We start from the raw sequence: 24,076 nt of genomic DNA on the forward strand, positions 1-24,076 counted from the left end.
GCCTTCCACGTATCCGTCGGTGGCGGCCGGATCGAACGGCTCGGCGAACGAGCCGTCCGCGTGCCGGGGGGGGATCCCGCCCCGGCGCGGGGTGTTCAGCCGCAGCCCGCCGGGCGCGCGCGGGCGCCCCGCCCCCCCCCGCGGGCCCCCCCCGCCTGCTCGGCCGACTGCCGAACCGTAAGCAGCCCACCGGGTTCCAGCATCGCCAGTTCCGCCGCGATACCGGTACTTCGTCGTGTGATCATCTCTGCCCCGCAGGTGTCCGTGATGTGTTCCGGTGGCAGCCGAGACAGCGCGCGCCCACGCCGGACCGAGCTCTCCGGTTGGCACGGTTCCGAATCCCGGTGCGACAGCTGTGGTCTCGCCGCGATACCGCCGGGTGCGAGGGGTTCCGATCTCCCACCGCAGACGTTTCCATCTCGACTGCCTGACTCAGCACACCATGTAGAACCGCAGGACACGACCCAAGCCGGGCAGACCAGACCAACTCTCATAAAACCCCAGGAAACCGCCCGCAACCGCTGTAGAGTCCGACCCACGTCGACTCACCGAATCGACCCGGATTTGCAGGGGGTGCAACGAATGACGGATGAGGACCAAACCTCGATGCTCGCACAGCGACAGCTCGGCCGAATCCTGCGGGAGGCCCGTCAAGGCATAGGGCTGACAATCGAAAGAGCTGCGCCGCTGGTCGAGCTCAGCAAGTCCGGCCTGCAGCGACTCGAAGCCGGAGAGATGTCACGTATCCGCATCCGCGACATCCAGGCATTGTGCGAGCTCTACGAAATGTCGCTTGAAGAAACCGAGCGCGCAATCGAGCTCGCTAAGCAGACCCAAGTCAAGGGGTGGAATCTCGCCTTCCGCGGCCTGTACAGCAACTCGGCGTTCCACATGTACATAGGGCTCGAATCCGCCGCACGGCGGCTGACGGCTTACCACGAGATCATCCCAGGTCTACTGCAGACCGCAGACTACGCTCGTACTGTTATCGGCGACTTCTTCAGCGAAAATGACAGCGATGACATTGAACGTCGAGTCGAGCTTCGAATGAAGCGCCAAGCCGTTGTCACACGCAAGGCGGACCCCGTGCAGCTCGAAATACTGTTGCATGAATCAGCGCTGCATCGGATTGTCGGGGGCCCGCGCGTCATGGCCGATCAGGCACGACACCTGGCCGAGATGAGCAAGCTGCCTAACATCAACGTGCGAATCCAGCCCTTCTCAGCCGGTCTCCTTTGGGGGCTGATGCCCGAATCCTTCACGATCCTCGACTTCGGAACCGATGCGAAGGGACGTTCGGTGGAGCCGCCGGTGGTCTTCCTGGAGGGCATGGCAGGCATTGCGGACATGTTCTTGGATAAGAGCGATGATGTGCAGCGCTACGGTGCACTCGCTACGGCCATTCGAAATGTGTGCCTGGATGAAACCCAGTCGCGTAACCTGATTCGCCAGGTTGTCAAGAGGAGATATGAATCATGAATGGCGCCCTGCCCAAGTCTGATTGGTTCAAGAGCAGCTTCAGCAGCGGAGCGTCCGAATGCGTAGAGGTGGCCTGGCTCGCCGAAGGCATGGTCGGCGTCCGCGACTCCAAGAATCCCACCGGCCCCGCCCTCGTCTTCACCCCGGCCGAGTGGGACGCCTTCACCGCGGGCTTCCGCGAGTAGAGGCACACCGACCATGGTTCGCTCGGGGAAGCAGATGCGCGGCTACCTTGTCGACCAGGTCAACAATATGCTGCGGCGACCGCATATGTTCGGCGGTGAGCCCGCGCTCTGGATCGCCTTCGACCACCTGTTCTATCTCGAAGACGACGACTTCGGTGTCGAAGATCTCCGGCAGTCCTGGCGCGACCGCAACGCCTTCACCCCTACGGGGCTCAAAGGCGCTCTGCAACGCCAGCTTCCGGACAACATCCTCGTCGACGCCCTGTCGTCGGTGTACGCCGAGACCGCACGCAACCGAGGCTGGCTCGCGCTGGACCGCACGCTGACTCGCGACGAGTACCTCGAATTACGCAAGGCGATAACACCTTTCACCGAACACGACCACACCTTCACCGAAGTCGTCGACACCTTCGGCCCACCGAGCATCCGCTTCGGCGGCAGCAGCCCCTACTACGGCAAAACCTTGGCCTACGCAACCGCCGACCGCACCGACCCGATGGTGGCCTTCCACCTCTGGAACGGCACCGACCCCGGCGCGGACCAAGACCTCCGGAGCGTGCACCCGCAACCCGTCCTGCTCGCAATCCGCTACGGCACAGGGCCGTTCCCGACATCCTTCACCTTCACCCCGGAAGGCCACCGCCGCCGCCCCCAGGATTCCGCAGGGTGATTATCGCCCGCGAGCCGGATACCCTTGCGAGGCAGGGTGATACGGCGTGAGGATGAGACATGAGCCCGCTGCGAGACAAGGTGGCACTGGTCACCGGTGGTTCGCGCGGAATCGGCCGGGCGATCGTGCACCGGCTGGCCCGCGACGGCGCCGCCGTGATGTTCAGTTACGACGGGCTGGACATCCTGGTGAACAACGCCGGAATCGCCCCGCGTGAGCTGGTCACCGAACTCACCGAGGAACAAGTGGACCGAGCCATCGCGGTGAATATGAAGGGCCCGATGTTCGCCATGCGGCACGCGGGGCAGGTCCTGCGCGACGGCGGCCGCATCGTCAATATCTCCACGCTCAACACCATCCTTCCCGTACCCACGCTGGCGGCGTACACGGCCACGAAGGCGGCACTGGAACAGCTCAGCAAGATCGCCGCGCGCGAACTCGGCTCGCGGGGAATCACGGTGAACACCGTCTCCCCCGCCGCGACCGACACGGAACTGCTCCGGGAAACCAACACGCAGGAAGGCCTCGACCTGGCCGTCTCGATGACCGCGCTCGGCAGGCTCGGCGACCCCACCGACATAGCCGACGTCGTAGCCTTCCTCGCCGGCCCGGACTCCCGCTGGATCACCGGCCAGAACCTCCTCGCCACCGGCGGCTTCGCGGTCTGAGGGATCACGGCAACGGCCTCAGCCCACCAATTGAGCTGAGGCCGTTGGGTTTTCGGCTTACTCCGGCCAACCACCGTACGGCACGGTCAGCATCTCGAGATAGTGGCCGTCGAGGTCGAGGAAGTAGACTCCGCGGCCTCCGTCGTTGTGGTTGATCTCGCCTTCCTGGGCTTGGCGCGGGTCGGCCCAGAAGCGCAGGCCCCGGGCCTGAATCCGGGCGAAGGCCGCGTCGAAATCCTCCTCGGAGACGAGGAAGGCGTAGTGCTGGGGCTGGATCTCGGTGATGTGCGGCGGGACGACGGCGAAGTCGAAGGTGACTCCGTTGGCGACGGCGACCGGAATGAACGGCCCCCACTGCGCACCGACCTCCAGACCCAGGATATCGGCCCAGAATTCGGCGGACTTCCGGTTGTCGCGGCAACCGACGATGGTGTGATTGAACTGAATGGACAAAGGATTTCTCCTGTGCTCGTGACGGTCCCGACCCCGGACCGGTACCAAGTCGGCCTACGGGAGCACCGCCACGAGACAGAAACTATCGCACCTGGACAAGATCCGGCAACCCGCCGGATCCACCACCTACAGGGGCAGGTGCGGTCCGGACGAGATCGACGCCGACAGCGACGACAGCAGGCACGCCAAGGTCGGCGGGTACTGCATGGTGCAGATGAGGTCGACGGATTCCGGTTGCGACTGGGCGGGTTCGAGCGACACCGCCGACGCCGGTGCGGCCATCGACAGCGGTGCCGCGAGGAAGACACCGGCCAGGAGTGCGACGCGAATTCTCTTGCGCATCATGTTCCTTTCCGAACGGTGGCCGAGGGGTGGCCAAGCGTTCGCCCGGACGGTACTGCCGCCGCGGGCGTCACCGACAGCCCCGAGAACTGTCGGCCCCGAATCAATGGGCGGCAGCGCGGATTTCGGACGCGCGGCGCGCCCTGCGCAACGCATCCGCGGTGAACACCGCCAGCCCCAGCCAGATCAGCGCGAATCCGGCCCACCGCGACGGCGGCATCGGCTCGTGGCCGACCAGCACACCCCACGCCATTTGCAGTGCGGGAGTGAGGTATTGAAGGATCCCCATCGTCGACAGCGGTACCCGCCCGGCCGCGAAGGCAAACAGTAGCAGCGGCACGAGCGTCACCGGTCCGGTGGCCATCATCAGGGCGGTGTGCCCCGCGCCGTCGCCGAACGCGGACTGCCCGGTCACCACGAACGCGATCGCGACCGCCAGCGCGAACGGCGCCGAGACCAGCCCCTCGGCCGCGACGCTGCGCATCGGGTCGAGCCGGATCACCTTCTTCACCAGCCCGTAGGTCGCGAACGAACACGCCAGCACCAGCGCGATCACCGGCGGTTTGCCGTAGTCGACGGTCAGCACGACCACCGCCGTGGCGCCGAGCCCCAGCGCCACCCACTGCGGCCGGACCAGCCGCTCCCGGAAGATCACCACGCCGAACAGCACGGTGACCAGCGGATTGATGAAGTACCCGAGCGCGCATTCCACGACATGCCCGGAGGTGACGCCGTAGACGTAGACACCCCAGTTGAGCGCGATCGCCGCGCCGGCGACCGCGGCCAGCCGCCAGGTCCGGCCGTCGATGCCCCGCAGTTCCCGGATCCGCCCGGCCAGCAGCAGCCCGATCAGCACCACGACCAGCGTCCACAGAATCCGCTGGGCCACGATCTCGAACGGATTCGCGAACTCCAGCAGGCCGAAGAACGCGGGGAACGCGCCCCAGCACAGGTAGGCACTCGCCCCGACAGCGACTCCCCAGTTACCTATCCGGGACGCCCGTGGTTTCCGAAACCGCACTGAACAGACGGTACTTCCGGCCGGTATCACTGTCGAGCAGGGGGTACCCGGCGGTCCGCCTGCCCGGAATTTGTGCGCCAGATCACAGTTGAGGTTGACCTTAGGTCAGGGCGGAAGCTCGTCGCATCGGATCGACACCGAGCCCGACACCACCGATGTGAGGAGCGAACCACCATGTCCACCAACCTTTCCGACCACGACGACAGCACCTTGCACCCCGAACTACAGCTGACGATCGAGGAGATCGCCGACTCCGGCTTCACCGGGATCACGCTGCGCGTCCACGACGAGCGGGGCGCGTGGACCGGCAGCGCCGGGGTCGCCGAACTGGGCGGGACCACGAAGCCGCCGGTCGACGGGCACGTCCGGATCGGCAGCAATACCAAGACCTTCACCGCGACCGTGGTGCTGCAGTTGGTGGCCGAGGGCAGGATCGACCTGGATACCGCGGCCGCCCGGTATCTGCCCGAGTTCGGGCTCGACGAGCGGATCACCGTGCGAATGCTGTTGCAGCACACCAGCGGAATCTTCAACTTCACCGGCGAGGTCTACGACGACGGGTCGATCGTGCACGGGATCCCCGTGCCCTACGGCACGACCGGAAAACAATGGCTGGACAACCGGTTCCACACCTACCGGCCGCGGGACCTGGTGACGTTGGCGTTGTCGAAACCGGCGCGGTTCGAGCCGGGCACGGGCTGGAGCTATTCCAACACCAACTACGTGCTGGCCCGGCTGCTGATCGAACAGGTCACCGGCCGCTCGCTCGCCGAGGAGATGCAGCGGCGGATCCTGGGACCGCTCGGGCTGTCGGGCACGATAGTCCCGGACGCCTCGCCGGAGATCCCCGAACCGCACGCCCACATCTACTACCGGTACGAGGACAACGGTGGGCAGCAGACGATCGACATCACCCGCTACAACCCCTCCTGGGTCGCCACCGGCGGTGACATGATCTCGACCACGCGGGACCTGCACACCTTCATCTCCGCGCTGAACGGTGGCACACTTCTGCCGACCGAGCTGCTGGCCGAGATGCGCACACCGCACCCGACGGGCCTGCCGAACATGGACTACGGGCTGGGAGTATTCGTCCAGCAGACCGAGCGCGGCGACACCGTCATCACCCACAACGGCGGCAACGTGGGCGCCGCGGCGCTGATGTACAGCACACCCGACGGCACCAAAACCCTTACCGCCGTACTGAACTGGGTGGACGACGCAGAGATGTCCATCGCGGCGGCGTTCCGGAACGCCCAGCAACAACTCGTCGACGCGGTGTTCTGCGGCAACCAAGGCCGTGCCGAGGGCGGAGGAGGCATATTTTGACGATGAACAGAGTCACGATCGGGCAGGCGGCGGCATTCATCGGGGTCACGGTGAAGACGGTGCGGCACTACCACAGGATCGGCCTGGTCGAGGAGCCCGAACGCGACAGCTCCGGGTACCGGCGATACGGTTCGGCGGAGTTGTTGCGGCTGGTCCAGGTCCGGACGCTGGCCACCGCCGGAGTGCCGCTGGCCGAGATCGGGCCGCTGCTCGACGCCGACGCCGAACAGTTCGCGGCCGCGCTCGCCGCCGCCGAGCGGCGGCTGACCGATCGGATCGCGGACCTGACCGCCCAGCGCGACACGCTGCATCGGCTGGCCGACGGCGACCGGGCCCTGCTGCCCGACCGCGCCTGCGCGATCCTGGACCGCATGTCCGTCCTCGGTTTCGGCGCCGACTACGTGGCGGCGCAGCGCGAGGCCCTGGTGCTGACCCGGGCGCTGGTATCGGAGGGCTTCGACAGCTTCCTGACCCAGCTCGAGCTCCGGCTCGACGACCCCGGGTACGTCGAGCTGACCAGGCGCGCGTCGGAGGCCGAGACCTGGGAGCCGGACGACCCGAGGATCGAAGATCTCGCGGCCGCCATGGCCGACCACTACCTCGCCCACCCCGCACTGCTGGGGACCGCCACCGGCCCGCATGCCTGGACCAACGCCGCCGCCCAGTACCGGCTGGTCAACGATCACCGCGACGACCAGGCACCGATCTCGGCCCGGCTGACGGCGCTCACCGAGGCGAAACTTCGCTCCGCCGGGATCCATATCCCCAGGGCGGGCTCCCGCTGAGGGCGCTGTGGCCCGAGAAATGCGTTCAGCCCCTGGGGAATTCGCCGCGCGACAGTCGTTCGCGTTCGCGCGGCCGTGGCTCCGGTCAATCCGGCAGGCGCACAACCCCATCCAGGTATCGGTGACACCGCCCCGTGAGCAGGACCCGGTCCGCCACCAGCGTGCACCGCAGCCGTCCGCCGCGCGCGGACAGCTGATGTGCCGTCAGCTCCGCGCGGCCGAAATCGCGGCTCCAGATCGGGGTCAGCTGGGCATGGGCCGAGCCGGTGACCGGGTCCTCCGGGACGCCGACGCCGGGCGCGAAGAAGCGGGAGACGAAGTCGGCGGTGTCGCCGGGCGCGGTCAGGATGACGCCGCGGGCCAGCTTCGGGAAGGCCGACAGGTCGGGGCGGGCCGCGCGGACCTCCTGCTCCGAGGCGACGATGATCACCTCGTCCTGGCCGGTCAGCGTGCGCAGCGGGCGCACGCCCAGCGCATCCACCAGATCCGGATCGGCCACCACGTCCAGGGAGGCCACCGCGGGCAGATCGAGCACGAGTTCGTCGTCGTCGGTGCGGTCGACGGTCAGCCAGCCGCTGCGGGTGAAGAAGTGCACGCGGTCGGCGCCGGGATGCAGATCCTCGAGGATCTGCGCCGCGGAGGCCAGCGTCGCGTGCCCGCACATGTCGACCTCCACCGCGGGGGTGAACCAGCGCAGGTGAAAGGCCGGGCCCTCGCCGGGGACGGCCCCGGCCTCCGGCGGCAGCGCGGAGACGTAGAAGGCGGTCTCGGCGAGGTTGTTCTCCTCGGCCAGCTGCTGCAGCAGCTCATCGGGCAGCCACTCGAGCAGCGGCATCACCGCCGCCGGGTTGCCCGTGAACGGCGCATCGGCGAATGCATCGATCTGATGCAGCAGGACCTCCATACTGCCGAAGGTACCCGTGTTCCCAATCGACACGCGTGACAACACCGTTCACGGCGCGCCATAGCATGCGACCAGTTTGCCGCCCGAAAACCCGCTGTTGTCAGCCGCTTTCGCCGCATCGAGCACAGTCGGCATCAGATGCCGCACGAACGACCCGCTTCAGCCGCTTTCACCGGGTGAGTCCGGCATCAGGTGCCGCTGCTCACCCGCCATCGAGGCGCTCGCCCACCAGGCCACCTCGACCAGCACGATCCCGATGGCGCCCAGGACGAAGGCCGTGGTGGTCAGGGCCGCGTTCGAGGGGTCGAGCTTGAAGAACTCGCGGGTGAACGGGACGGTGAACAGGATCAGGTAGCCCAGCACCGAGCCGCCGATCAGCACGATCTTCCACCAGTTCCACGGCCGGGCCACGATGGCCAGCACCCACACCGCGATGATCAGCAGCGTGATCAGCGCCGTCGTACCCGCCTGCACCTTCTGCGCATCGCTCTGGTTCGGGCCCTGGTAGGCGATCAGGTAGGCGACGAACGTCATCACGCCGATCACCACGCCCGACGGGATCGCCAGCCGCAGCACCCGCGGCACGAAACCCGTTCGCGCCCTTTCGTTGTTGGGCGCCAGCGACAGGATGAAGGCCGGGATGCCGATGGTGAACCAGGCGGCGATCGTCACATGCCGCGGCAGGAACGGATACGGCACCGGCTCGTAGTGGAACAGCTGCGAGCCGATCCCCGCCACGCCGACCAGGAAGGCCAGCAGCACCGAATACACGGTCTTGGTGAGGAACAGGTTCGAGACCCGCTCGATATTGCCGATCACCCGGCGGCCCTCGCCGACCACATAGGGCAGGGTGGCGAACTTGTTGTCCAGCAACACGATCTGCGCGACCGCGCGGGTGGCCGGGCTGCCCGCGCCCATCGCCACGCCGATATCGGCGTCCTTGAGCGCGAGCACGTCGTTGACGCCGTCGCCGGTCATGGCGACGGTGTGGCCGCGCGACTGCAGCGCACCCACCATGGCGCGCTTCTGATCCGGCCGCACGCGGCCGAAGGTGGTCTGGTTGTCGAGCACGTCGGCGAGTTCGTCGCGGTCGGCCGGGAGCGTGCGGGCGTCGACGGCGTGGTTACCACCCGGCAGCCCCAGCGACGACGCCACCGCGCCGACCGAGACGGCATTGTCGCCGGAGATCACCTTGATCGAAACATCCTGGCTCTCAAAGTATTCGAGCGTCCGGCGGGCATCGGGGCGCACCTTCTGCTCCAGCACCACCAGCGCCTGCGCGGTGACGGTGCCGGGCGCGTCCGGGGCGTCCACCGGGCGGTCGCTGGTGGCCAGCAGCAGCACCCGCAGGCCCTGCGCGCCCACGTCCTGCGCGGCGACCGCGGCCTCGGAGGCCGGGTCCAGCAGGACGTCGGGGGCGCCGAGCAGCCAATTGCCGTTGTCGCCGTAGGAGAATCCGCTCCACTTCTTCGCCGAGGAGAACGGCGCGATCGAGGTCGGTTGCCAGCCGGGCGAATCCGGCAGTGCCTCGCCGATGGCCGCGACGCTGGCGTTCGGCCGCGGATCGTCGGAAGCCATGGCCGCCAGCACCTCTCGCAGCCGCTCCTGCGGGATGTCGCCCACCACACGCAGTTCCGACAGGCGCATGCCGTTCTCGGTGAGGGTGCCGGTCTTGTCGGCGCACACCACGTCCACGCGGGCCAGGCCCTCGATCGCGGGCAGCTCCTGGACCAGGCATTTGCGCTGCCCCAGCCGCACCACGCCGACCGCGAACGCGATGGAGGTCATCAGCACCAGGCCCTCGGGGACCATCGGCACGAGCGCCGCCACCATGCCGTTGAGCGCGTTGCGCCAGCTCTCGTGGCTCGAGAACAGCTGGTTGTAGATCGTGACCAGGCCCGCCGGGATGAGCAGGTAGGTGATCACCTTCAGGATGGTGTTGATGCCGTTGCGCAGCTCGGAGTTGACCAGGGTGAACTTGCTGGCCTCCTCCGCGAGCTTGGCGGCGTAGGCGTCGCGGCCCACCTTGGTGGCCCGGTAGGCGCCCGAGCCGGACACCACGTAGCTGCCCGACATCACCTGCGCGCCAACGGATTTGTCGATCGGGTCGGCCTCGCCGGTGAGCAGCGACTCGTCGACCTCGAGCAGTTCGGACTCCACCACCTCGCCGTCGACGACGATCTGGTCGCCGGGGCCGAGCTCGATCAGGTCGTCGAGGACGACGTCCTTGGGGCCGACCTCCGCCGAGCGCCCGCCGCGGCGCACCACCGGCTTGGCCTGCCCGACGATCGCCAGCTTGTCCAGCGTCTGCTTGGCCCGCACCTCCTGCACGATGCCCACGACGCTGTTGGCGACGATCAACAGGCCGAACATCCCGTCGATGATCGAGCCGGTGGCCAGCACCAGGATGAACAGCACGCCCAGGATCGCATTGATCCGGGTGAAGACATTGGCCCGCACGATGTCGGCGACCGAACGGCTCGCCCGATCCGGCACATCATTGGTCTGCCCGTCGCGAACGCGCTGCTCGACCTCGGCCGGGGAGAGCCCCGGCGCACGCGCCGCCTGCTCGGTGATCGACATGCCGACAGCCTAGAACGTCCCGGCCCCGGGTCGGTGCTGCCGCTCGCTGATGAGCCCGGCCAGTTCGCGCCATTCGGCGATCGGCGCGCTGGCCCGGCGGCCGGTGAGAACCTGTAGGCAGACGTGATCGGCACCGGCGTCGAAATGGGCTTGCACGCGCTCGGCGACGGCGGCGAGCGCGCCGGGCCCGCCCCCTGCCACCAGCGCATCGACGACCCGGTCGGACGGGGTGCCGGACAGCTCGTCGACCGTGTAGCCGAACCGTTGCATGTCCTTGACGTGCGCACCGCCGGGCGAGAGATACCCGGCGACGTGGGCCCGCGCCAGGTCGCGGGCCATATCGGGATCGGGGTCGAGCACGACCGCCTGCTCGACGGCGAGCAGCGCGTCGGGACCGAGCCGGGCGCGGGCGTCTTCGGTGTGGGCGACCGGCACCAGATAGGGATGCGCGCCGCCGGTCCGCGCGGCGGCCAGGCTCAGCATCCTGGGCCCGAGCGCGCCGAGCACGCGGCGGCCGGGAACGGGCGGGGCCGGGCTCTGCAGCGGCACCGCGTCCATCGCGTCGAGGTAGGCGCTCATCGTCGCCACGGGGCGCCCGCCGGACGGGACCCGATGCCCCAGGTGGAACAGCGGCCGGTCGTCGACCCGATGTCCGCCGAGGCCGAGGATGAACCGGCCGGGATACGCCTCGGCGAGCGCGCGTTCGGCGGCGGCCATCGCGATCGGATCGCGGAAGAAGATGTTCGCGATCCCGGTCCCGATGACGAGGTCGTTCGTGGCGCCGAGGAGAATCCCGGCCTGCGTCAGCGCATTTCGCCCGAACTCCTCGCCGATCCACAGGGCGCCGAAACCGAGCTGTTCGATCTCGATCGCCAGTTCGCGCACGCGGGTGGCGGGCTGCGCGTCCAGGGACAGTGTCCACAGGCCGATGCGGCTCGCGGTCGTATTCATGCACCCCTCCGGTAATGTGAGAACCACTCACCTTCACGATAGTGAGGGGTTCTCACCTTGTCTAGGAGGTTCGTTTGCCGGGGCCCGGACCACGGCGTGCGGATGCGCGCCACAACCGCGCACAGCTGCTCGAGAGCGCCGATGCGGCCTTCCGCCGCGACGGGGTCCATGCCTCGCTGGCGGAGATCGCGCGCACGTGCGGGATCGCCATCGGCACCCTCTACAAACACTTCCCCACTCGCGAGGCGCTGCTTCGCGCCTTGATCCACGACCGAGTCACGAGCCTGCAGGAGAGCGCGCACCGGCTCGCCGACTCCGGCACGCCGCGCGAGGCGCTGATCGAGTGGTTGCAGGAGTTCGGCCGCTGCGCATCGGCCTACCGCGGCCTGGCGGAATCGATCCTGACCGCGGCCGCCGCCGAGAACTCGGACCTGAATGCCAGCGTCGAGAACATGCGGGCCGCCGCCGGAGTTCTCGTGCTCAAAGCGCAAGAGGCAGGGGCACTTCGGCCCGATGTCTCGCCCGCGGAGGTGTTCGCCCTGGCCTGCGGTGCGGGTGCGGCGAGCGGTTACACGAGTGCCGATCCCGATCGGCTGCTGCGATTGGCCGTGGAGGGTCTGGTGGCGCGGTAGCGGTGCGCTCCTAGCGGCGAGGACCGCGGGAGCGCATGATGAGGGCGGCCACGTAGTAGGTGCAGGGGTGGTCGGTGTGGTTGGCGTAGTGGAGGGTGCTGTCGGCGGCCAGGTAGACGGAATCGCCCGCGGCCAGCTCCACGACCTGGTCACCGTCGATGGTCAGGGTGACGGTGCCCGATTCGGCGTAGATGAACTCGTGGGAACCCGGTGCGTAGGAAGGGTATTCGCCGGGCACGCAGCCCGGTGGCAAGGTCGAGCGGATCCATTCGAAATTCACGCCGGGCACCACCGGCGTGAGAATCGTTCGCTCCCAGCCCGATTCGTCGACGACGTCCTGTTCCGCGGCACGGCGGACGATGACCCGCTCGCCGTCCGGCTCGGATACCAAGGCGGACAGGCGGATTCCGAGCCCGGCCGCCACCCGGTCCAGCACCACCACGGTCGGCGCCTTGTCGCCGCGCTCGACGGCCGACAGCATGCTCACGCTCACCGACGACAGCTCCGCGAGGGCCTGCAGCGTGAGCCCGCGGTCGTGGCGCAGCCGCTGGATGCGCTGGCCGAGTGCACCGAGATCCATCTACACTATAGTAGTGAGTGATTCTCCTATAGCGAAAACTTGGGCGGTGCGCGCCGCGACCGAGGCCGACCTGCCCGCGGTCGCGGAGATCTACGCGCACTACGTCACCGACACCGTCACCACCTTCGAACTGGAGGCGCCCGACCTCGCCGAGTGGCGGCGCCGATTCGGCGCCATCGTGGGAGCCGGACTGCCCTTCCTGGTCGCCGAGGACGACGACCGCATCGCCGGATACGCCTACTGCGCCCCGTGGAAGACCCGCCCCGCATACCGCCGGACCGTCGAGAACTCCATCTACCTCGCCCCCTGGGCCCTCGGCCGCGGCCTCGGCGGCAAGCTCCTCGACGAACTACTGGACGCCTGCCGCGCCCGCGACCTGCGCGAAATCATCGCCGTCATCGCCGACACCGGCAACCCCTCCTCCCCCGCCCTGCACCGCAGCCGAGGCTTCACCGACGCGGGCCACCTCCGCCGAGTAGGCCACAAACACAACCGCTGGCTGGACACCCACCTCATGCAACTCAGCCTCTGACCCCTACTTCCCGCACACGGGGGCGGCTCGGCGATCGGGCGTCAGCGGTCTGGCACTGGGCCGTCGTCGGGGCCGGGGGTGGCCGTTTCCTGTTGTTCGGGGAGGAGGGGGACGACGGCGAAGGCGCCTGCGGCGGCGTCGGGGGGTAGGGCCTGTATTGCGCGAATGTTGTTGTGGGAGGAGAGGTCTCGTAGGCGGGTTGGGGAGCCTCGGACGATCATGCCGACGGCGCAGGGGCAGTCGGCTCGCAGTCGTGCGGCGACCACGGCGGCGGTGCGGGCGGTGCGGGCGTCGCCCGCGTGCGCCGGATCCGTTGCGGCGTACTCCATCGCGCCCGCCGCGGCATGGCCCGAGGCGATCGCGGCGGCGTCGCCTGCCGGTACCGGCACGGTGATCGACGGCGTGAACACCCGGTCGATGGGCACGTGGTAGACCACCTGCGAAATCCGTAGTCCCCCAGCATGTTCCGGAAGGTCCCGCGCGGCGATTCCGGAAGCGAACGACACCAGCGCCCAACGCTCGCCACCATCGCCCGGCAGGCCGGAACCGCCGCCACCCGGCAGACCGGAACCGTCACCACCCGGCGAATCCGAACCGCCGGGACCCAGGGAATCCCGGGCCCGCGCCAGATAGTCCGCGACCGCCTCCCCCGACTCCGGTCCCAGCCGGTCGGTGGTGACGACCGCGGGATGCGGCGGGATCGCCCAGCCCAGCACCACGATCAGGGCGACGAAAACTATTGCGGCGCCGACGGTTCCGAGCGCCCGCAGCCGGTTACGCATTGCGCAGGACGTCGAGCGCGTGCTCCAGATCCGCGGGGTATTCGCTGGTGATCTCGAGCCATCGGCCGTCGGCGGGATGAGCGAACCCGAGGGAGCGCGCGTGCAGCCACTGCCGCTCCAGCCCGAGCCGCTCGGCCAGCCGCGGGTCCGCACCGTAGGTGAGGTCACCGCAGCAGGGATGCCGGATCGCGGAGAAATGCACCCGAATCTGGTGGGTGCGACCGGTTTCCAGATGGATGTCGAGCAGGCTCGCCGCCTGGAACGCCTCCACGGTGTCGTAGTGGGTGACGCTGGGCCGCCCGTCCGCGGTCACCGCGAACTTCCAGTCGTTGCCGCGCGCCCGCCCGATCGGGGCATCGATGGTGCCGCTGGACGGATCCGGATGTCCTTGCACCAGAGCGTGATACCGCTTGTCCACCGTGCGCTGCTTGAACGCGCGCTTGAGCACCGTGTAGGCGTGCTCGGACTGCGCCACCACCATCACCCCGGAGGTCCCGACGTCCAGCCGGTGCACGATGCCCTGCCGCTCGTGCGCGCCCGAGGTGGAGATCCGGTAGCCCATCGCGGCCAGCCCGCCCACGACGGTCGGCCCGGACCAGCCCACACCCGTATGCGCGGCCACCCCGACCGGTTTGTCGACGGCCACGATGTCGTCGTCGGCGTAGAGGATCTTCATCCCCTCCACCGGCGTCGCCTCCACCGTCAGCTCCCGCTTCGGCTCCGGGAATTCGACCTCCAGCCAGGACCCGGCGACCAGCCGATCCGATTTGCCCGCCGGTGCGCCGTCGATCTGCACCGAGCCGTCCTCGGCGAGCGACGCGACGGCCGTGCGCGACAGACCCAGCAGCCGCGCCAGCCCGGCGTCGACCCGCAGTCCGTCCAGGCCGTCCGGCACCGGCATGGCACGCGTCTCCCTCATGCCTGGTCACCCGCGGCCGAACCGGCCTTCTCGTCCGAGCGCCGCGTCCGGGTGCCGTCCGGCTCGAACCCGAACAGCGTCAGCACGACCAGCAGGATCGCCCCGCACACGATGGCGGAGTCGGCGACATTGAACACCGGCCACCACTTGGTGACCGACAGGAAGTCCACCACGTGCCCCTGCAGCGGCCCGGGCGCGCGGAACAGCCGGTCGACCAGGTTGCCGCAGGCACCGCCCAGCACCAGGCCCAGCCCGATCGCCCAGCCCAGCGACCGCAGCGACCGCCCGATCCGGATCACCCCGATGACCACCGCCGCGGCGACCAGCGTCAGCAGCCAGGTCATGCCGGTGGCCATGGAGAACGCGGCGCCCGCATTGCGGACCAGGCTCAACCGCACCACATCACCGATGATCGAAATCGGTTCTCCCGGCGTCATTTTCGCGACCACCAGCACCTTGGTCCCGAGATCGAGGGCGAAGATCACGGCGGCCACCGCCAGCAGCGCGGGCAGGCGGCGCGGCGCCCCAGCGGCATCTTCCGCCGGGAGCCCCTCGGACGCGGTGGCGTCCCGCGGTGTGTCGTCGGGTTCGTCGGGGTGCTGCTCGCGCGGCCGGTCGGTACTCACAGCAGACATCATCCCCTATACAGATAGCGGCCCCGTCGCTCGCCGGGTACACCGGCCCCCACCGCCGCCGGGTCCCAGCTGATTTTCAGGATCCGGCCGTACCCTGTTCGACGTGACGGTGTTGTCTTCTCCATCTCGCGCCGCTGCCGAGGCGCGATCCGCCCCGGCCGCCCGCTCCGCCCGTTCGGGTGTGTTGCTGGTGGTTCTCGCGGTCGCGTTGTCGGCGCTGGGCGTCGGCTGCAGCGACGCCTCGGACGCCAGCGGCGACGCCGAGGTGGAGCCGTCCGGATTGGGTAAGGAGGTCACCGTGCCCATCGCGGCGACGGTGACCACGGTGGTGCACCCGGGCGACGAGCCGCGCTCGATCCTGCGCCCGGGGTTCGAAACCGATACCGCCCAGCAGGTCACGCTGCGCACCGACCATCACATCGAACAGCAGATAGACGACCAGGCCGTGCGCGACTTCTCGCCCCCGGCGGTCACGATCCCGCTGACCGCGCGCACCGGCCGCGACGGCGTCGACCTCACCCTGGGCTCGGCCACCTCCACCGACCCGGCGCTCGCCCAGCAGTTGCTGACGGCCGACGGCTCGCACGCGGGCTTCGAGATGAGCGAGCTGGGCATGATCACCGCGCTGCGGATGGCGCCCAAGCCCGCGACCCCCGATGGCGCGCGCGCCGCCCTGGAGCAGGCGTTCTATCAGGCGGTGTATCAATCGGTGGCGTTCCCGATCGAGCCCGTCGGCGAGGGCGCGGTGTGGACGGTGCGCCAGCAGGTGTCCGGCGGGGTGCCGCTGGACCAGATCACCACCGCCACGCTGACCAGGCGCGACGGCAATCTGCTCACCATCGAACTGGACGTCACCCAGACCCCGAAGTCGAAGGTCTGGCAACTGCCGAACCATGCGGGCTCGCTCGATATCGTCGACTACGTGATGCACGGCGCCGGTACCGTCACCGTCGATCTGGGCCTGCCGCTGCCGGTTTCGGGTTCGGTGACCGTCGGCGGGCGGCAGTTCTACAAGGACCCCCGCAGCGCCGTGCTGCTGCGGCAGAACATCAGCACCCAGGTGCAGTGGGGCGAGTGAACTCCCCATTCCGCCTCTGACCGGGGCCCTGCGGCCTAGGGTTCGAGGGGTCCGCTCTCGATCCCTGATCGGAGGATTCCGATGTCCGATGTCGCACCCATCCCCGAGGGATACCCGGTGCTGTGCCCGGGGCTGGCCGTCGACGGTGCCGCGGCCGCGATCGACTTCTACAAGCGCGTATTCGGCGCGACCGAGCGCATGCGCATGCCCGGTCCGGACGGCAGGGTCGCGCACTGCGAGATGATGTTCGGCGATTCCATGATCATGCTCGGCGACGCCGTGCCGGACCTGGGCTTCCTGGATCCGAGGACGGTCGGCGGCACACCGGTCAACCTGCACGTCTACGTCGAGGATGTGGATGCCACCTTCGCGGCCGCCCTCGCCGCGGGCGCGCGGGAACTGATGCCGCTCACCACCGAGTTCTACGGCGACCGCACCGGCAGCTTCGAGGACCCGTGGGGCCACCGGTGGACCGTGGCCAGCCACGTGGAGGACGTCTCGGCGGAGGAGATGGACCGCCGCCTGTCCGAGCTGGGCTGACCGGAACCGGCCGTCACCAGGCGGTGTTGATGGGCCCCGGACTCCACATGCCACCGTGCGTCTGCTGGGTGACCTCCGGGTCCGCGAGCCCGGCCGCGGGGTCCAGCGGGATCAGCCGCTGCAGTTCGCCCCAGTCCTGGCGCCAGTCGTCACGCAGGTAGGTGGCCAGGGTCTGGGTGCGGAGCAGTTCCTTGCTCCAGCCCAGCGGGCCGCCGCCGTCGTGGCTCTGCCACAGGTTGGTGTCGTGGGCGGCCGCGCGGTCGGGCAGGATGCGCCAGCCCGGAATCTGCGCGATGCCGTCCTTGTGATCGAACGGGCGCTGGCACGGGAACTGCAGTCCCACAGCCCAATCCAGCAGCACCGGATCCTTCGACCCGATCAGGTCGTTGAGCGTGCGGGTGTGCGGGATCCGGGGCGGCGTGAGCGCCATCCACTGCTTCGGGTCCAGCGTCTTGTCGCTGGCCACGATGCGAATCACATCGGCCTGGGCCGGAATCTGCGACAGCGGTACCCGCAGATTGCGCCACGACGGCGCCGGACCGATATCGATCGGCGTCACCCGCCCCTGCGGCCGCGCGTCGGTCGCCGAATCCGTTGTGCCGTACTCGATTTCGATCGGCTGCCCGGGGAACACCGAGCCGTCCTTGTGGATGGCGCGGAAGCGCCCGGCCGCGGTGAGCGCGATGATGCCGCTGCGGTCGGCCGGATCGGGCAGCCGGTACCAGCCGGTGGTGAGTTCGGACGCGGCCTGCTGCCCCGCCGTGCCCAGTTCGGGCGTGCTGGCGGTGTCGAGTCCGAAAGGCAGTGGCGCGCCGCCGGTTTGGGTGCCGGTCGTGCCACCGGACTTGTCGTTGAACGCGTTGGAGATACTGCTGCTGCTGTTCTCCGGCTCGTCGTCGGGGGTGAGGTCGCCGACGCCGTTGGGCACGAATCCCTGGTTGCTCCCCGCGAACGTGGTGAACGGATCGCCGGTCAGCGGCGCCAGCATCGAGGCATTGGGATCGGTTTCGACCAGCACGTCGTTGGCCAGCCCGCACGGATGTCCCATGACCGCATTGATATTCGAGCGCGCCAGCGAGAACGCCGGGTACTGCGCGACCGCGGCCTGGGCGAAGGAGACCACCATGAACACGACGATCAGCGCCGCCGCCACGGTCAGCGGCGGGATCTTGGCCAGCCGCCACGCGCGCGGCGAAATCCGGTGCGGCGTACCGGGTTCCGGCGCGCGCAGATGCCACCACGCGGCCAGCACCAGACACAGCCCGGCGATGATCAGGAAGATCTTGCTGAACCCGACGCCCCCGATCGACGGCGCCCGGTCCCACCACGGGACGCCGTAGCTGGACACGTACCACCACTCGTTGACGCTGGTGAAGATCTGCGCCATCGCGATCGCGACGATGGCCGCGAACAGCGCGCGGTTGCGCGGCGAGCGCATCACCCGCGGCCCCACCGCGATCGCGGTCACGACCGCGACCGCACCGGCGAGCCCGGCGTAGACGCCGTTGTGGTGGGTGAACTTGGTCGGGACGGTCGCCATCAGCAGCATGGCGCCGAAGGTGATGCACAGCAGCCGCTTCGCCGGACCGGCGGCCACCAGCGGAATCCGGCCGCCCTTGCGCAGCGCCTGGAACGCGCACGCCAGCAGGCCGAGCCACATCGCGACGATGCCGAACCGGCGCCCGATCGAACCGTCGGCGCTGGGCATGAACAGCCACTGATAGGTCAGGTAGTCGTCGAACCACGGCACCGAGGGGCCGACCGCGTTGTGCACCCGCTTCATCTCCGACAGCGCCGACAGCGGCTGCACGCCGAAGGCGAAGACCAGCACCACGGCCCCGGCCGCCGCGAGCGGCGCCAGCAGGGCGGCATATGCCTTGACCCAGGCCCACTCCGAGATCTGCTCCCCCGACTTTCCTTGCCCGGCACCGTAATTCGTGGCCAGCTCGCGCGCCCGCGGAATCGCGAATCGCACCACCGACCGGGCGCCCGCCAACAGCGGTGCCACACAGATGATTCCGGACGGCGCGGCGGTGAGACTGAACGCGGCGATGAGGATCGCGATCGCGTACGGCAGCAGCCGCCGGGTCGCGATGGCCCGCTCCACGAAACACCAGGCGAGCAGCACGCAGACGGCGATCACCGGTTCCGGCCGCAATCCGTTGTTGTAGGGCAGCCACACCGCCAGGAATCCCAGCGCGCCGGTCCATATCGCCACCTTGTCGTGGCGCGCCGCGACGCCGAGGCGCGGAATCACCTCCCGGCTCAGCGCCAGCCAGGTGATGACGCCCGCCAGCAGCGTGGGCAACCGGATCCACGGACTGGCCGTACTGATCTCGGTCATGTGGGCGATGATGTCGTACGGCGGTGTGCCGACCGGGTTTTCGGGCACGCCGAAGAACCGGAAGTAGTTGGCCATATATCCCGACGCCAGCGACGTGCGGGCCATGCCGAACTGATAGCCGTCGTCGGAGGTGGTCGAGCCGATGAAATGCCACACCGCGAGCGTGCCGAGCACGAGGGCGTCCACCTTGGTGAACACCCACCAGCGCTGCGGCACCAGGCGCCGCACCCGGCGGCGGTCGAACAGGTCCAGCCGGAACAGCGCCGCCAGCGCGATCAGCGTGAACACCACCGCCAGCACGGTCGCCGCCCGCTTCAGCAGCGTCGGCTCGACCGAGAACCGGCTGTCCACCTCGGCACTGACCGACGCCCCGTCCGCCTTGGGCAGGTCGCTGAACACGCCCACCAGCTGCGGCCGGAAATCTCCCCACAGCGTCACCGGTTTCGCCCCGGTGCCGGTCAGCTCCGCCGTGGTCGACGACATATCGGAATGGACAGTGAGGGTGGCGTCGGCGAGGCCGTCGACCGGCACGCTGAACATCGATTGGCTGCGCAGCACCACCTCGAGCCGCGCCGGCTTGCCGTCCTGCGCCGGGCGCACCCGCGCGACGAATCCGTACTTCTCGAGGTTGGGAGCATCGGCGGGCATGGTCGCCGCGGCGAGGCCGCCGCGCTCACCCAGTTGTTCCAGCGTCCGCCCGGGGATGGTGGCGTCGAAGGTCAGCGGCGCGTAGGACACCAGCGGCGCGGTGATGCTGCGCGTCGAATCCTGTTGCGGCCACGACAGAGTCGTCTTGTCGACCCGCACCGGCAGCAGCGGCACCGCGATGGCCATGAGCGTGGCGAGTAATCCGGCGACGATGGCCACCGGCTTGGCCCAGCGCCCGCGTCCGGGCCCGGGGACCCCCGGTTCCTCGCCTGCTGCGGGCGCCTCGTCCGCCCTGACCATCGTGTCCGTCACGGGGGCCGATCGTAGCGTGACGCAATCGTGACCGGATAAATCGTCCGAAGGATTCTCAGCCTGCACTTAACTTCCCGTCGGTCCGCAGACGTGCGAACGGGGCCGATGCCCGATCGGGCGCCGGCCCCGCACGGCACGGAACTACGAGCAGGCGGGCGAGGTCTGGCCCAGGTTCTGAATTCCGGCGCAGGCCCAGCTCTTCTGCAGGACCCACTTGCCGTCCTGCGCCACGAACGGCACGCTCGCCTCCGACGGCGCGCCGCCGTTGACCGAGAAGTTGGCCGTCGCGGTCAGGGTGTCACCGCCCAGATACGTGACGTTGGTCACCTCGATCTTGGCGTTGTTCTGCTGGTAGGCGTCGGTCAGCTTCTGGATCATCTGCGGGTCCTGCTGCAGCGCCTGCTGACCGTCCTCGAGGTACTGCACCTTCTGCTCCGCGGGCACGTTCGGATCCAGCGCCTGCGAGAGCTCCTGGTTCAGATCGGCGACGGTCGGCACCGGCGGCACGTTCTCCGCCGAGGTGGCGGCGGCCTTGGTCGTGGTCTTCGGCTTCGAGTCCCCGTCCTTGTCACCGCTGCCACAGGCCGACATGCCGAGCGCAGCCACGACCGCCAGGGTGGCGACTGCGATGCGTCCTGTCCTCTGAAGCTTCAATGCTCGTCCTTTGCGTTCGAGTTGGTCTGATCGGTGCACGTGACAGCCTCCACCCGACCGGCAGCGCTGCACGAGTGGCCTTACGCTACCCGCCAAAATTCAACGAAGACTAAGGAGCGGGTCCGCCGGAGCGAGATCGGCATCATCGGCGGCAAAGGTATACGCCGGGCCCGGCCCTGTCGAGCGGGTCTCGAAACGCACCGTGACACGGCCGTGTCCGGCGCCCTGCACCCAGCCGTGGCCGTGCTCGCGATGCGCGACATCGCGCCCGGGATACCAGAATTCGGTGGTGTAGGAGCGCGTGGCGGGCGGCACCGCGGGTGCGAGCCCCTCGGGCTCGGCCACGGTCGCCGGTGCGAGAGTCGGCTCCGGGGCGACGAATTCGTCGAGGGCGCTTGCCGTGCCGACGTCGCGGGGGCGGCCCGTGGCGGCCAGCGCCTGATCCAGTTCGGGGAACAGCGACTCCTGCCGCACCGTCGACAGTCCGCCGAATCCCACGCCCACCAACCGGATCGCGCCCAGTTCGCCGGGGTCGATGGCCGAGCGCAGCGCGGCGGCGGTCAGCGTGGCCAGCTCCTCGGTCGCGTACGGCAGGGTGAACGAACGGGTCACGATGCTCATATCGGTGCGCTTGAGCTTCAGCACCACCGTGCGCGCGGCCCGGCCGTCGGCGACCAGGCGGCGATGCGCGGACGCGGCCATCTCCTCGATGGCCGGGCGCAACTGGGCGAGGGTGACGATATCGCTCTCGTAGGTGGTTTCGGCGCTGATCTGCTTGGCCTCGGCGCGCTCGGCGACCGGGCGGTCGTCGATGCCGCGGGCCAGCCGGTGCAGCGCCGCGCCCACGCTGCCGCCCAGCAGCGAGACCGCCTCCTGCTCCGGCAGGGCGGCGAAGGCGCCCACGGTCTCGATGCCCACCGACCGCAACCGGCCCTCGGCCACCGGGCCGATCCCCCACAGCGCGCGCACCGGGAGCGCGGCCAGCATCCGCTGCTGGTCGGCGGGCGAAACCACCCGCACGCCATCGGGTTTGGCCAGTCCGGAGGCGATCTTGGCCAGCTGCTTGCCGGTGCCCGCGCCGACCGAGGCCACCAGCCCGGTGCGCTCGCGGATCAGCGCCCGCAGCCCCTCGCAGAACTCCAGCACCTCGCCCACGGTGGCACCGGCCAGATCGGCGGGCTCGCCGAATGCCTCGTCGAACGACAGGGTCTCGAGGACCGGGATGCGCGAGCGCAGCGCCTCGAACACCTGCCCGCTCACCTCGCCGTACACCACCCCGCGCGGCGGCACCACCACCGCCGTCACCCCGACCAGCCGACGCGCCTGATGCATCGGCATCGCCGACCGCGCCCCGAACACCCGCGACTCGTAACTGGCCCCCGCCACCACACCCCGCGCGCCCGTGCCACCGACCAGCACCGGCCGCCCCCGCAGGGTGGGCCGCGTGAGCTGCTCCACCGAGGCGAAGAACGCATCCATATCGATGTGCAGCACCCACCGCCGGGCCCGCGCCCCCTCGGCTGGGAGGTTGCTGCCGGGTACCTGCGAATCGCGGCCACGTCCGGACGCGGGACCGGCGCCCGGATCGACCCCGGGCGATGCCCGCTGACCAGGCACGAGCCCGGTCGTAGCCGGGTCGGACGGGGTGCTCATGACAGGGAATCTACGCGCGGCTACCGACATGATCCGCAACGCGAGTATGTGATGATCGGATCATGACCATCCGCAAGGCCGTGATTCCCGCCGCCGGTATCGGCTCCCGCCTGCTTCCGCTGACCAAGGCCATCCCCAAGGAGATGCTGCCGGTCGGCGACAAGCCGGTGATCGAGCACACCGTTCGCGAGCTGGTGGCCTCGGGGATCACCGACATCACCATCGTGGTGAGTGCCGGAAAGTCGTTGATCCAGGACCACTTCCGGCCCAATCCGGCGCTGGTGGCGCAGCTGCGGGCCGACGGTAAGACCGCCTACGCCGACGCGGTGGAGGAGGTCGGCGAGCTCGGCCGCCTCGGCCACATCACCTACCTGGACCAGCACGGCCCCTACGGCAACGGCACGCCGGTGCTCAACGCCGCCCGCGCCCTCGGCGACGAGCCGATGCTGGTGCTGTGGCCCGACGACGTGTTCGTCGCCGAGGTGCCGCGCGCCCAGCAGCTCACCGACGCCTACAACAAGACCAACTCGCCCGTGCTGGCACTGCTGCCGATGGATCCGGCCGAGTCGAAGCGCTACGGCGTGCCGGTGGTCGAGGAGACCTTCGACAACGGGCTCATGCGCATCACCGGTCTGGTCGAGAAGCCCAAGCCCGAGGACGCGCCCTCGGCCTACGCCGCGATCGGCGGCTACGTCGTCACCCCGGGCATCATCGAGGAACTGCGCAAACAGGTGGCCGACTGGTACACCCACCGCACCGGCGAGGTGTACCTGACCGACGCCATCAACGCCTTCGCCGCCTCGAACGCGGTATACGGCCAGGTGATTCGCGGCAACTGGTACGACACGGGCAACCCGGGCGACTACCTGGTCGCCCAATTCGCCTCGGCCCTCGCGCATCCGGAGTACGGGCCCCTGCTGCGCGGGCTGGTCAAGGAGTAGAGGCGGGAACGGGACTCCTATCCGTTGTAGCGGACCAGGTACTCCGCCAGCTTCTCGATGTCGTGGTCGTTCCAGTCGCGGAAGCGGTCGGTAAAGGCCAGGGCGCGGGCTCGTTCGGCCTCGCGGGCTACACGCTTTCCCTCAGTGGTGGCTCGCAGGATGTGGTTGCGACGGTTGGCGGGATCGACCTCCTTGGCCAGCAGGCCCTCGCGCTCCAGGGCCGCCACCTGACGGCTCACCGTGGACTTGTCGAGCAGGAAATGTTCGGCCAGTTCGGCGGCCAGGCAGCCGTCGCGGGCGATGATCAGGTCGAGGATGCTCGACGCCACCAGCGACAGGCCGGGGTGTAGCTCGGCCGCGCGCCCACCCGCGCGCCCCGCGCAGGGGGGGAGGGCGCGCGGGGGGGGGGGGCTGGCCGCCGCGCCGGGGGGGGATCTAGGAAGGCCCCGCCAGGGT

Annotated in this window: 25 protein-coding genes; 11 read left to right on the forward strand and 14 right to left on the reverse strand. The window is 69.2% G+C overall.

The window, feature by feature from the left end; translation table 11 throughout:
• Positions 1–582 precede the first annotated feature (582 nt).
• The 4 genes from QH290_RS30165 to QH290_RS30180 are packed head-to-tail and all read left to right on the forward strand — an operon-like array spanning position 583 to position 3,002.
• Complete coding sequence (locus QH290_RS30165; protein WP_280386577.1) at positions 583–1,479, forward strand: helix-turn-helix domain-containing protein; 897 nt, start codon at positions 583–585, stop codon at positions 1,477–1,479.
• Positions 1,476–1,664 carry a DUF397 domain-containing protein gene (locus QH290_RS30170; RefSeq protein WP_280386579.1) on the forward strand — a complete coding sequence of 63 codons (189 nt, stop codon included), beginning with the start codon at positions 1,476–1,478 and terminating at the stop codon, positions 1,662–1,664. The genes QH290_RS30165 and QH290_RS30170 overlap by 4 nt, the downstream gene beginning before the upstream one ends.
• Positions 1,665–1,677: 13 nt before the next feature.
• Positions 1,678–2,334, forward strand: a complete 657-nt coding sequence (locus tag QH290_RS30175; RefSeq protein ID WP_280266384.1) for a hypothetical protein — start codon at positions 1,678–1,680, stop codon at positions 2,332–2,334.
• Between the two features lie 59 nt (positions 2,335–2,393).
• Positions 2,394–3,002, forward strand: coding sequence for an SDR family oxidoreductase (locus QH290_RS30180; RefSeq protein ID WP_280386581.1), 609 nt, complete (start codon positions 2,394–2,396; stop codon positions 3,000–3,002).
• Positions 3,003–3,059: 57 nt separating this feature from the next.
• On the opposite strand, the gene QH290_RS30185 is transcribed toward QH290_RS30180, so the two are convergent.
• From QH290_RS30185 to rarD, 3 genes are all read right to left on the reverse strand, one after another.
• Entirely contained in the window at positions 3,060–3,455 is a 396-nt protein-coding gene (locus QH290_RS30185; RefSeq protein WP_280266386.1) for a VOC family protein, read from the reverse strand.
• A gap of 126 nt (positions 3,456–3,581) precedes the next feature.
• Positions 3,582–3,800: a hypothetical protein gene (locus QH290_RS30190; protein ID WP_280266387.1), complete on the reverse strand. Its 219-nt coding sequence runs from the start codon at positions 3,798–3,800 to the stop codon at positions 3,582–3,584.
• A gap of 100 nt (positions 3,801–3,900) precedes the next feature.
• On the reverse strand, positions 3,901–4,818 hold the full coding sequence (gene rarD / locus QH290_RS30195; RefSeq protein ID WP_425301743.1) for an EamA family transporter RarD: 918 nt from the start codon (positions 4,816–4,818) through the stop codon (positions 3,901–3,903).
• Positions 4,819–4,992: 174 nt separating this feature from the next.
• Here rarD and QH290_RS30200 point away from each other — a divergent pair, with 174 nt between their 5' ends.
• Positions 4,993–6,147, forward strand: coding sequence for a serine hydrolase domain-containing protein (locus QH290_RS30200; RefSeq protein ID WP_280386584.1), 1,155 nt, complete (start codon positions 4,993–4,995; stop codon positions 6,145–6,147).
• A gap of 2 nt (positions 6,148–6,149) precedes the next feature.
• Complete coding sequence (locus QH290_RS30205) at positions 6,150–6,932, forward strand: MerR family transcriptional regulator (protein ID WP_280386587.1); 783 nt, start codon at positions 6,150–6,152, stop codon at positions 6,930–6,932.
• 85 nt (positions 6,933–7,017) lie between these two features.
• Here the strand turns inward: QH290_RS30205 and QH290_RS30210 are convergent, their stop codons facing one another.
• From QH290_RS30210 to QH290_RS30220, 3 genes are all read right to left on the reverse strand, one after another.
• The gene (locus QH290_RS30210) at positions 7,018–7,836 is read right to left on the reverse strand and encodes a PhzF family phenazine biosynthesis protein (RefSeq protein WP_280386588.1); all 819 of its coding nucleotides are present in this window, start codon (positions 7,834–7,836) and stop codon (positions 7,018–7,020) included.
• A gap of 159 nt (positions 7,837–7,995) precedes the next feature.
• Positions 7,996–10,419, reverse strand: a complete 2,424-nt coding sequence (locus tag QH290_RS30215; protein ID WP_280266391.1) for a cation-translocating P-type ATPase — start codon at positions 10,417–10,419, stop codon at positions 7,996–7,998.
• A gap of 9 nt (positions 10,420–10,428) precedes the next feature.
• Positions 10,429–11,370, reverse strand: coding sequence for a TIGR03620 family F420-dependent LLM class oxidoreductase (locus tag QH290_RS30220; protein ID WP_280386589.1), 942 nt, complete (start codon positions 11,368–11,370; stop codon positions 10,429–10,431).
• Positions 11,371–11,444: 74 nt separating this feature from the next.
• On the opposite strand from QH290_RS30220, the gene QH290_RS30225 reads away from it, so the two are divergent.
• Positions 11,445–12,002 (forward strand): TetR/AcrR family transcriptional regulator, encoded by a 558-nt coding sequence (locus tag QH290_RS30225; RefSeq protein WP_280265416.1) that lies wholly within the window; start codon positions 11,445–11,447, stop codon positions 12,000–12,002.
• A gap of 10 nt (positions 12,003–12,012) precedes the next feature.
• Here the strand turns inward: QH290_RS30225 and QH290_RS30230 are convergent, their stop codons facing one another.
• Complete coding sequence (locus QH290_RS30230) at positions 12,013–12,582, reverse strand: helix-turn-helix domain-containing protein (protein ID WP_280265417.1); 570 nt, start codon at positions 12,580–12,582, stop codon at positions 12,013–12,015.
• A gap of 13 nt (positions 12,583–12,595) precedes the next feature.
• Between QH290_RS30230 and QH290_RS30235 the strand changes: the two genes are divergently transcribed.
• Positions 12,596–13,114 (forward strand): GNAT family N-acetyltransferase, encoded by a 519-nt coding sequence (locus QH290_RS30235; RefSeq protein ID WP_280265418.1) that lies wholly within the window; start codon positions 12,596–12,598, stop codon positions 13,112–13,114.
• A 41-nt stretch (positions 13,115–13,155) separates the two neighbouring features.
• Here the strand turns inward: QH290_RS30235 and QH290_RS30240 are convergent, their stop codons facing one another.
• The 3 genes from QH290_RS30240 to lspA are packed head-to-tail and all read right to left on the reverse strand — an operon-like array spanning position 13,156 to position 15,450.
• Positions 13,156–13,896, reverse strand: coding sequence for a hypothetical protein (locus tag QH290_RS30240; RefSeq protein ID WP_280265419.1), 741 nt, complete (start codon positions 13,894–13,896; stop codon positions 13,156–13,158).
• Positions 13,889–14,815, reverse strand: a complete 927-nt coding sequence (locus QH290_RS30245) for an RluA family pseudouridine synthase (protein ID WP_280386591.1) — start codon at positions 14,813–14,815, stop codon at positions 13,889–13,891. Before QH290_RS30245 ends, QH290_RS30240 begins: the two co-directional genes overlap by 8 nt.
• Positions 14,812–15,450: a signal peptidase II gene (gene lspA, locus QH290_RS30250; RefSeq protein WP_280265438.1), complete on the reverse strand. Its 639-nt coding sequence runs from the start codon at positions 15,448–15,450 to the stop codon at positions 14,812–14,814. The genes QH290_RS30245 and lspA overlap by 4 nt, the downstream gene beginning before the upstream one ends.
• A gap of 103 nt (positions 15,451–15,553) precedes the next feature.
• Between lspA and QH290_RS30255 the strand changes: the two genes are divergently transcribed.
• The gene (locus QH290_RS30255; RefSeq protein ID WP_425301657.1) at positions 15,554–16,528 is read left to right on the forward strand and encodes a hypothetical protein; all 975 of its coding nucleotides are present in this window, start codon (positions 15,554–15,556) and stop codon (positions 16,526–16,528) included.
• Between the two features lie 81 nt (positions 16,529–16,609).
• Positions 16,610–17,068: a VOC family protein gene (locus tag QH290_RS30260; RefSeq protein WP_280265421.1), complete on the forward strand. Its 459-nt coding sequence runs from the start codon at positions 16,610–16,612 to the stop codon at positions 17,066–17,068.
• 13 nt (positions 17,069–17,081) lie between these two features.
• Here the strand turns inward: QH290_RS30260 and QH290_RS30265 are convergent, their stop codons facing one another.
• From QH290_RS30265 to QH290_RS30275, 3 genes are all read right to left on the reverse strand, one after another.
• Entirely contained in the window at positions 17,082–20,360 is a 3,279-nt protein-coding gene (locus QH290_RS30265) for an arabinosyltransferase domain-containing protein (RefSeq protein WP_425303667.1), read from the reverse strand.
• A 153-nt stretch (positions 20,361–20,513) separates the two neighbouring features.
• Positions 20,514–21,026 (reverse strand): WKL family lipoprotein, encoded by a 513-nt coding sequence (locus QH290_RS30270; protein WP_280386595.1) that lies wholly within the window; start codon positions 21,024–21,026, stop codon positions 20,514–20,516.
• A gap of 99 nt (positions 21,027–21,125) precedes the next feature.
• The gene (locus QH290_RS30275; protein ID WP_425303668.1) at positions 21,126–22,505 is read right to left on the reverse strand and encodes a DNA polymerase IV; all 1,380 of its coding nucleotides are present in this window, start codon (positions 22,503–22,505) and stop codon (positions 21,126–21,128) included.
• Positions 22,506–22,741: 236 nt separating this feature from the next.
• Here QH290_RS30275 and QH290_RS30280 point away from each other — a divergent pair, with 236 nt between their 5' ends.
• Entirely contained in the window at positions 22,742–23,620 is an 879-nt protein-coding gene (locus QH290_RS30280; RefSeq protein ID WP_280265425.1) for a UTP--glucose-1-phosphate uridylyltransferase, read from the forward strand.
• A 17-nt stretch (positions 23,621–23,637) separates the two neighbouring features.
• Here QH290_RS30280 and QH290_RS30285 read toward each other — a convergent pair whose 3' ends face one another.
• Positions 23,638–23,949 (reverse strand): MarR family winged helix-turn-helix transcriptional regulator, encoded by a 312-nt coding sequence (locus QH290_RS30285; RefSeq protein ID WP_280386600.1) that lies wholly within the window; start codon positions 23,947–23,949, stop codon positions 23,638–23,640.
• Between the last annotated feature and the right edge of the window lie 127 nt (positions 23,950–24,076).

It is taken from the genome of Nocardia wallacei (assembly GCF_029869545.1).
Classification (GTDB): domain Bacteria; phylum Actinomycetota; class Actinomycetes; order Mycobacteriales; family Mycobacteriaceae; genus Nocardia; species Nocardia wallacei_A.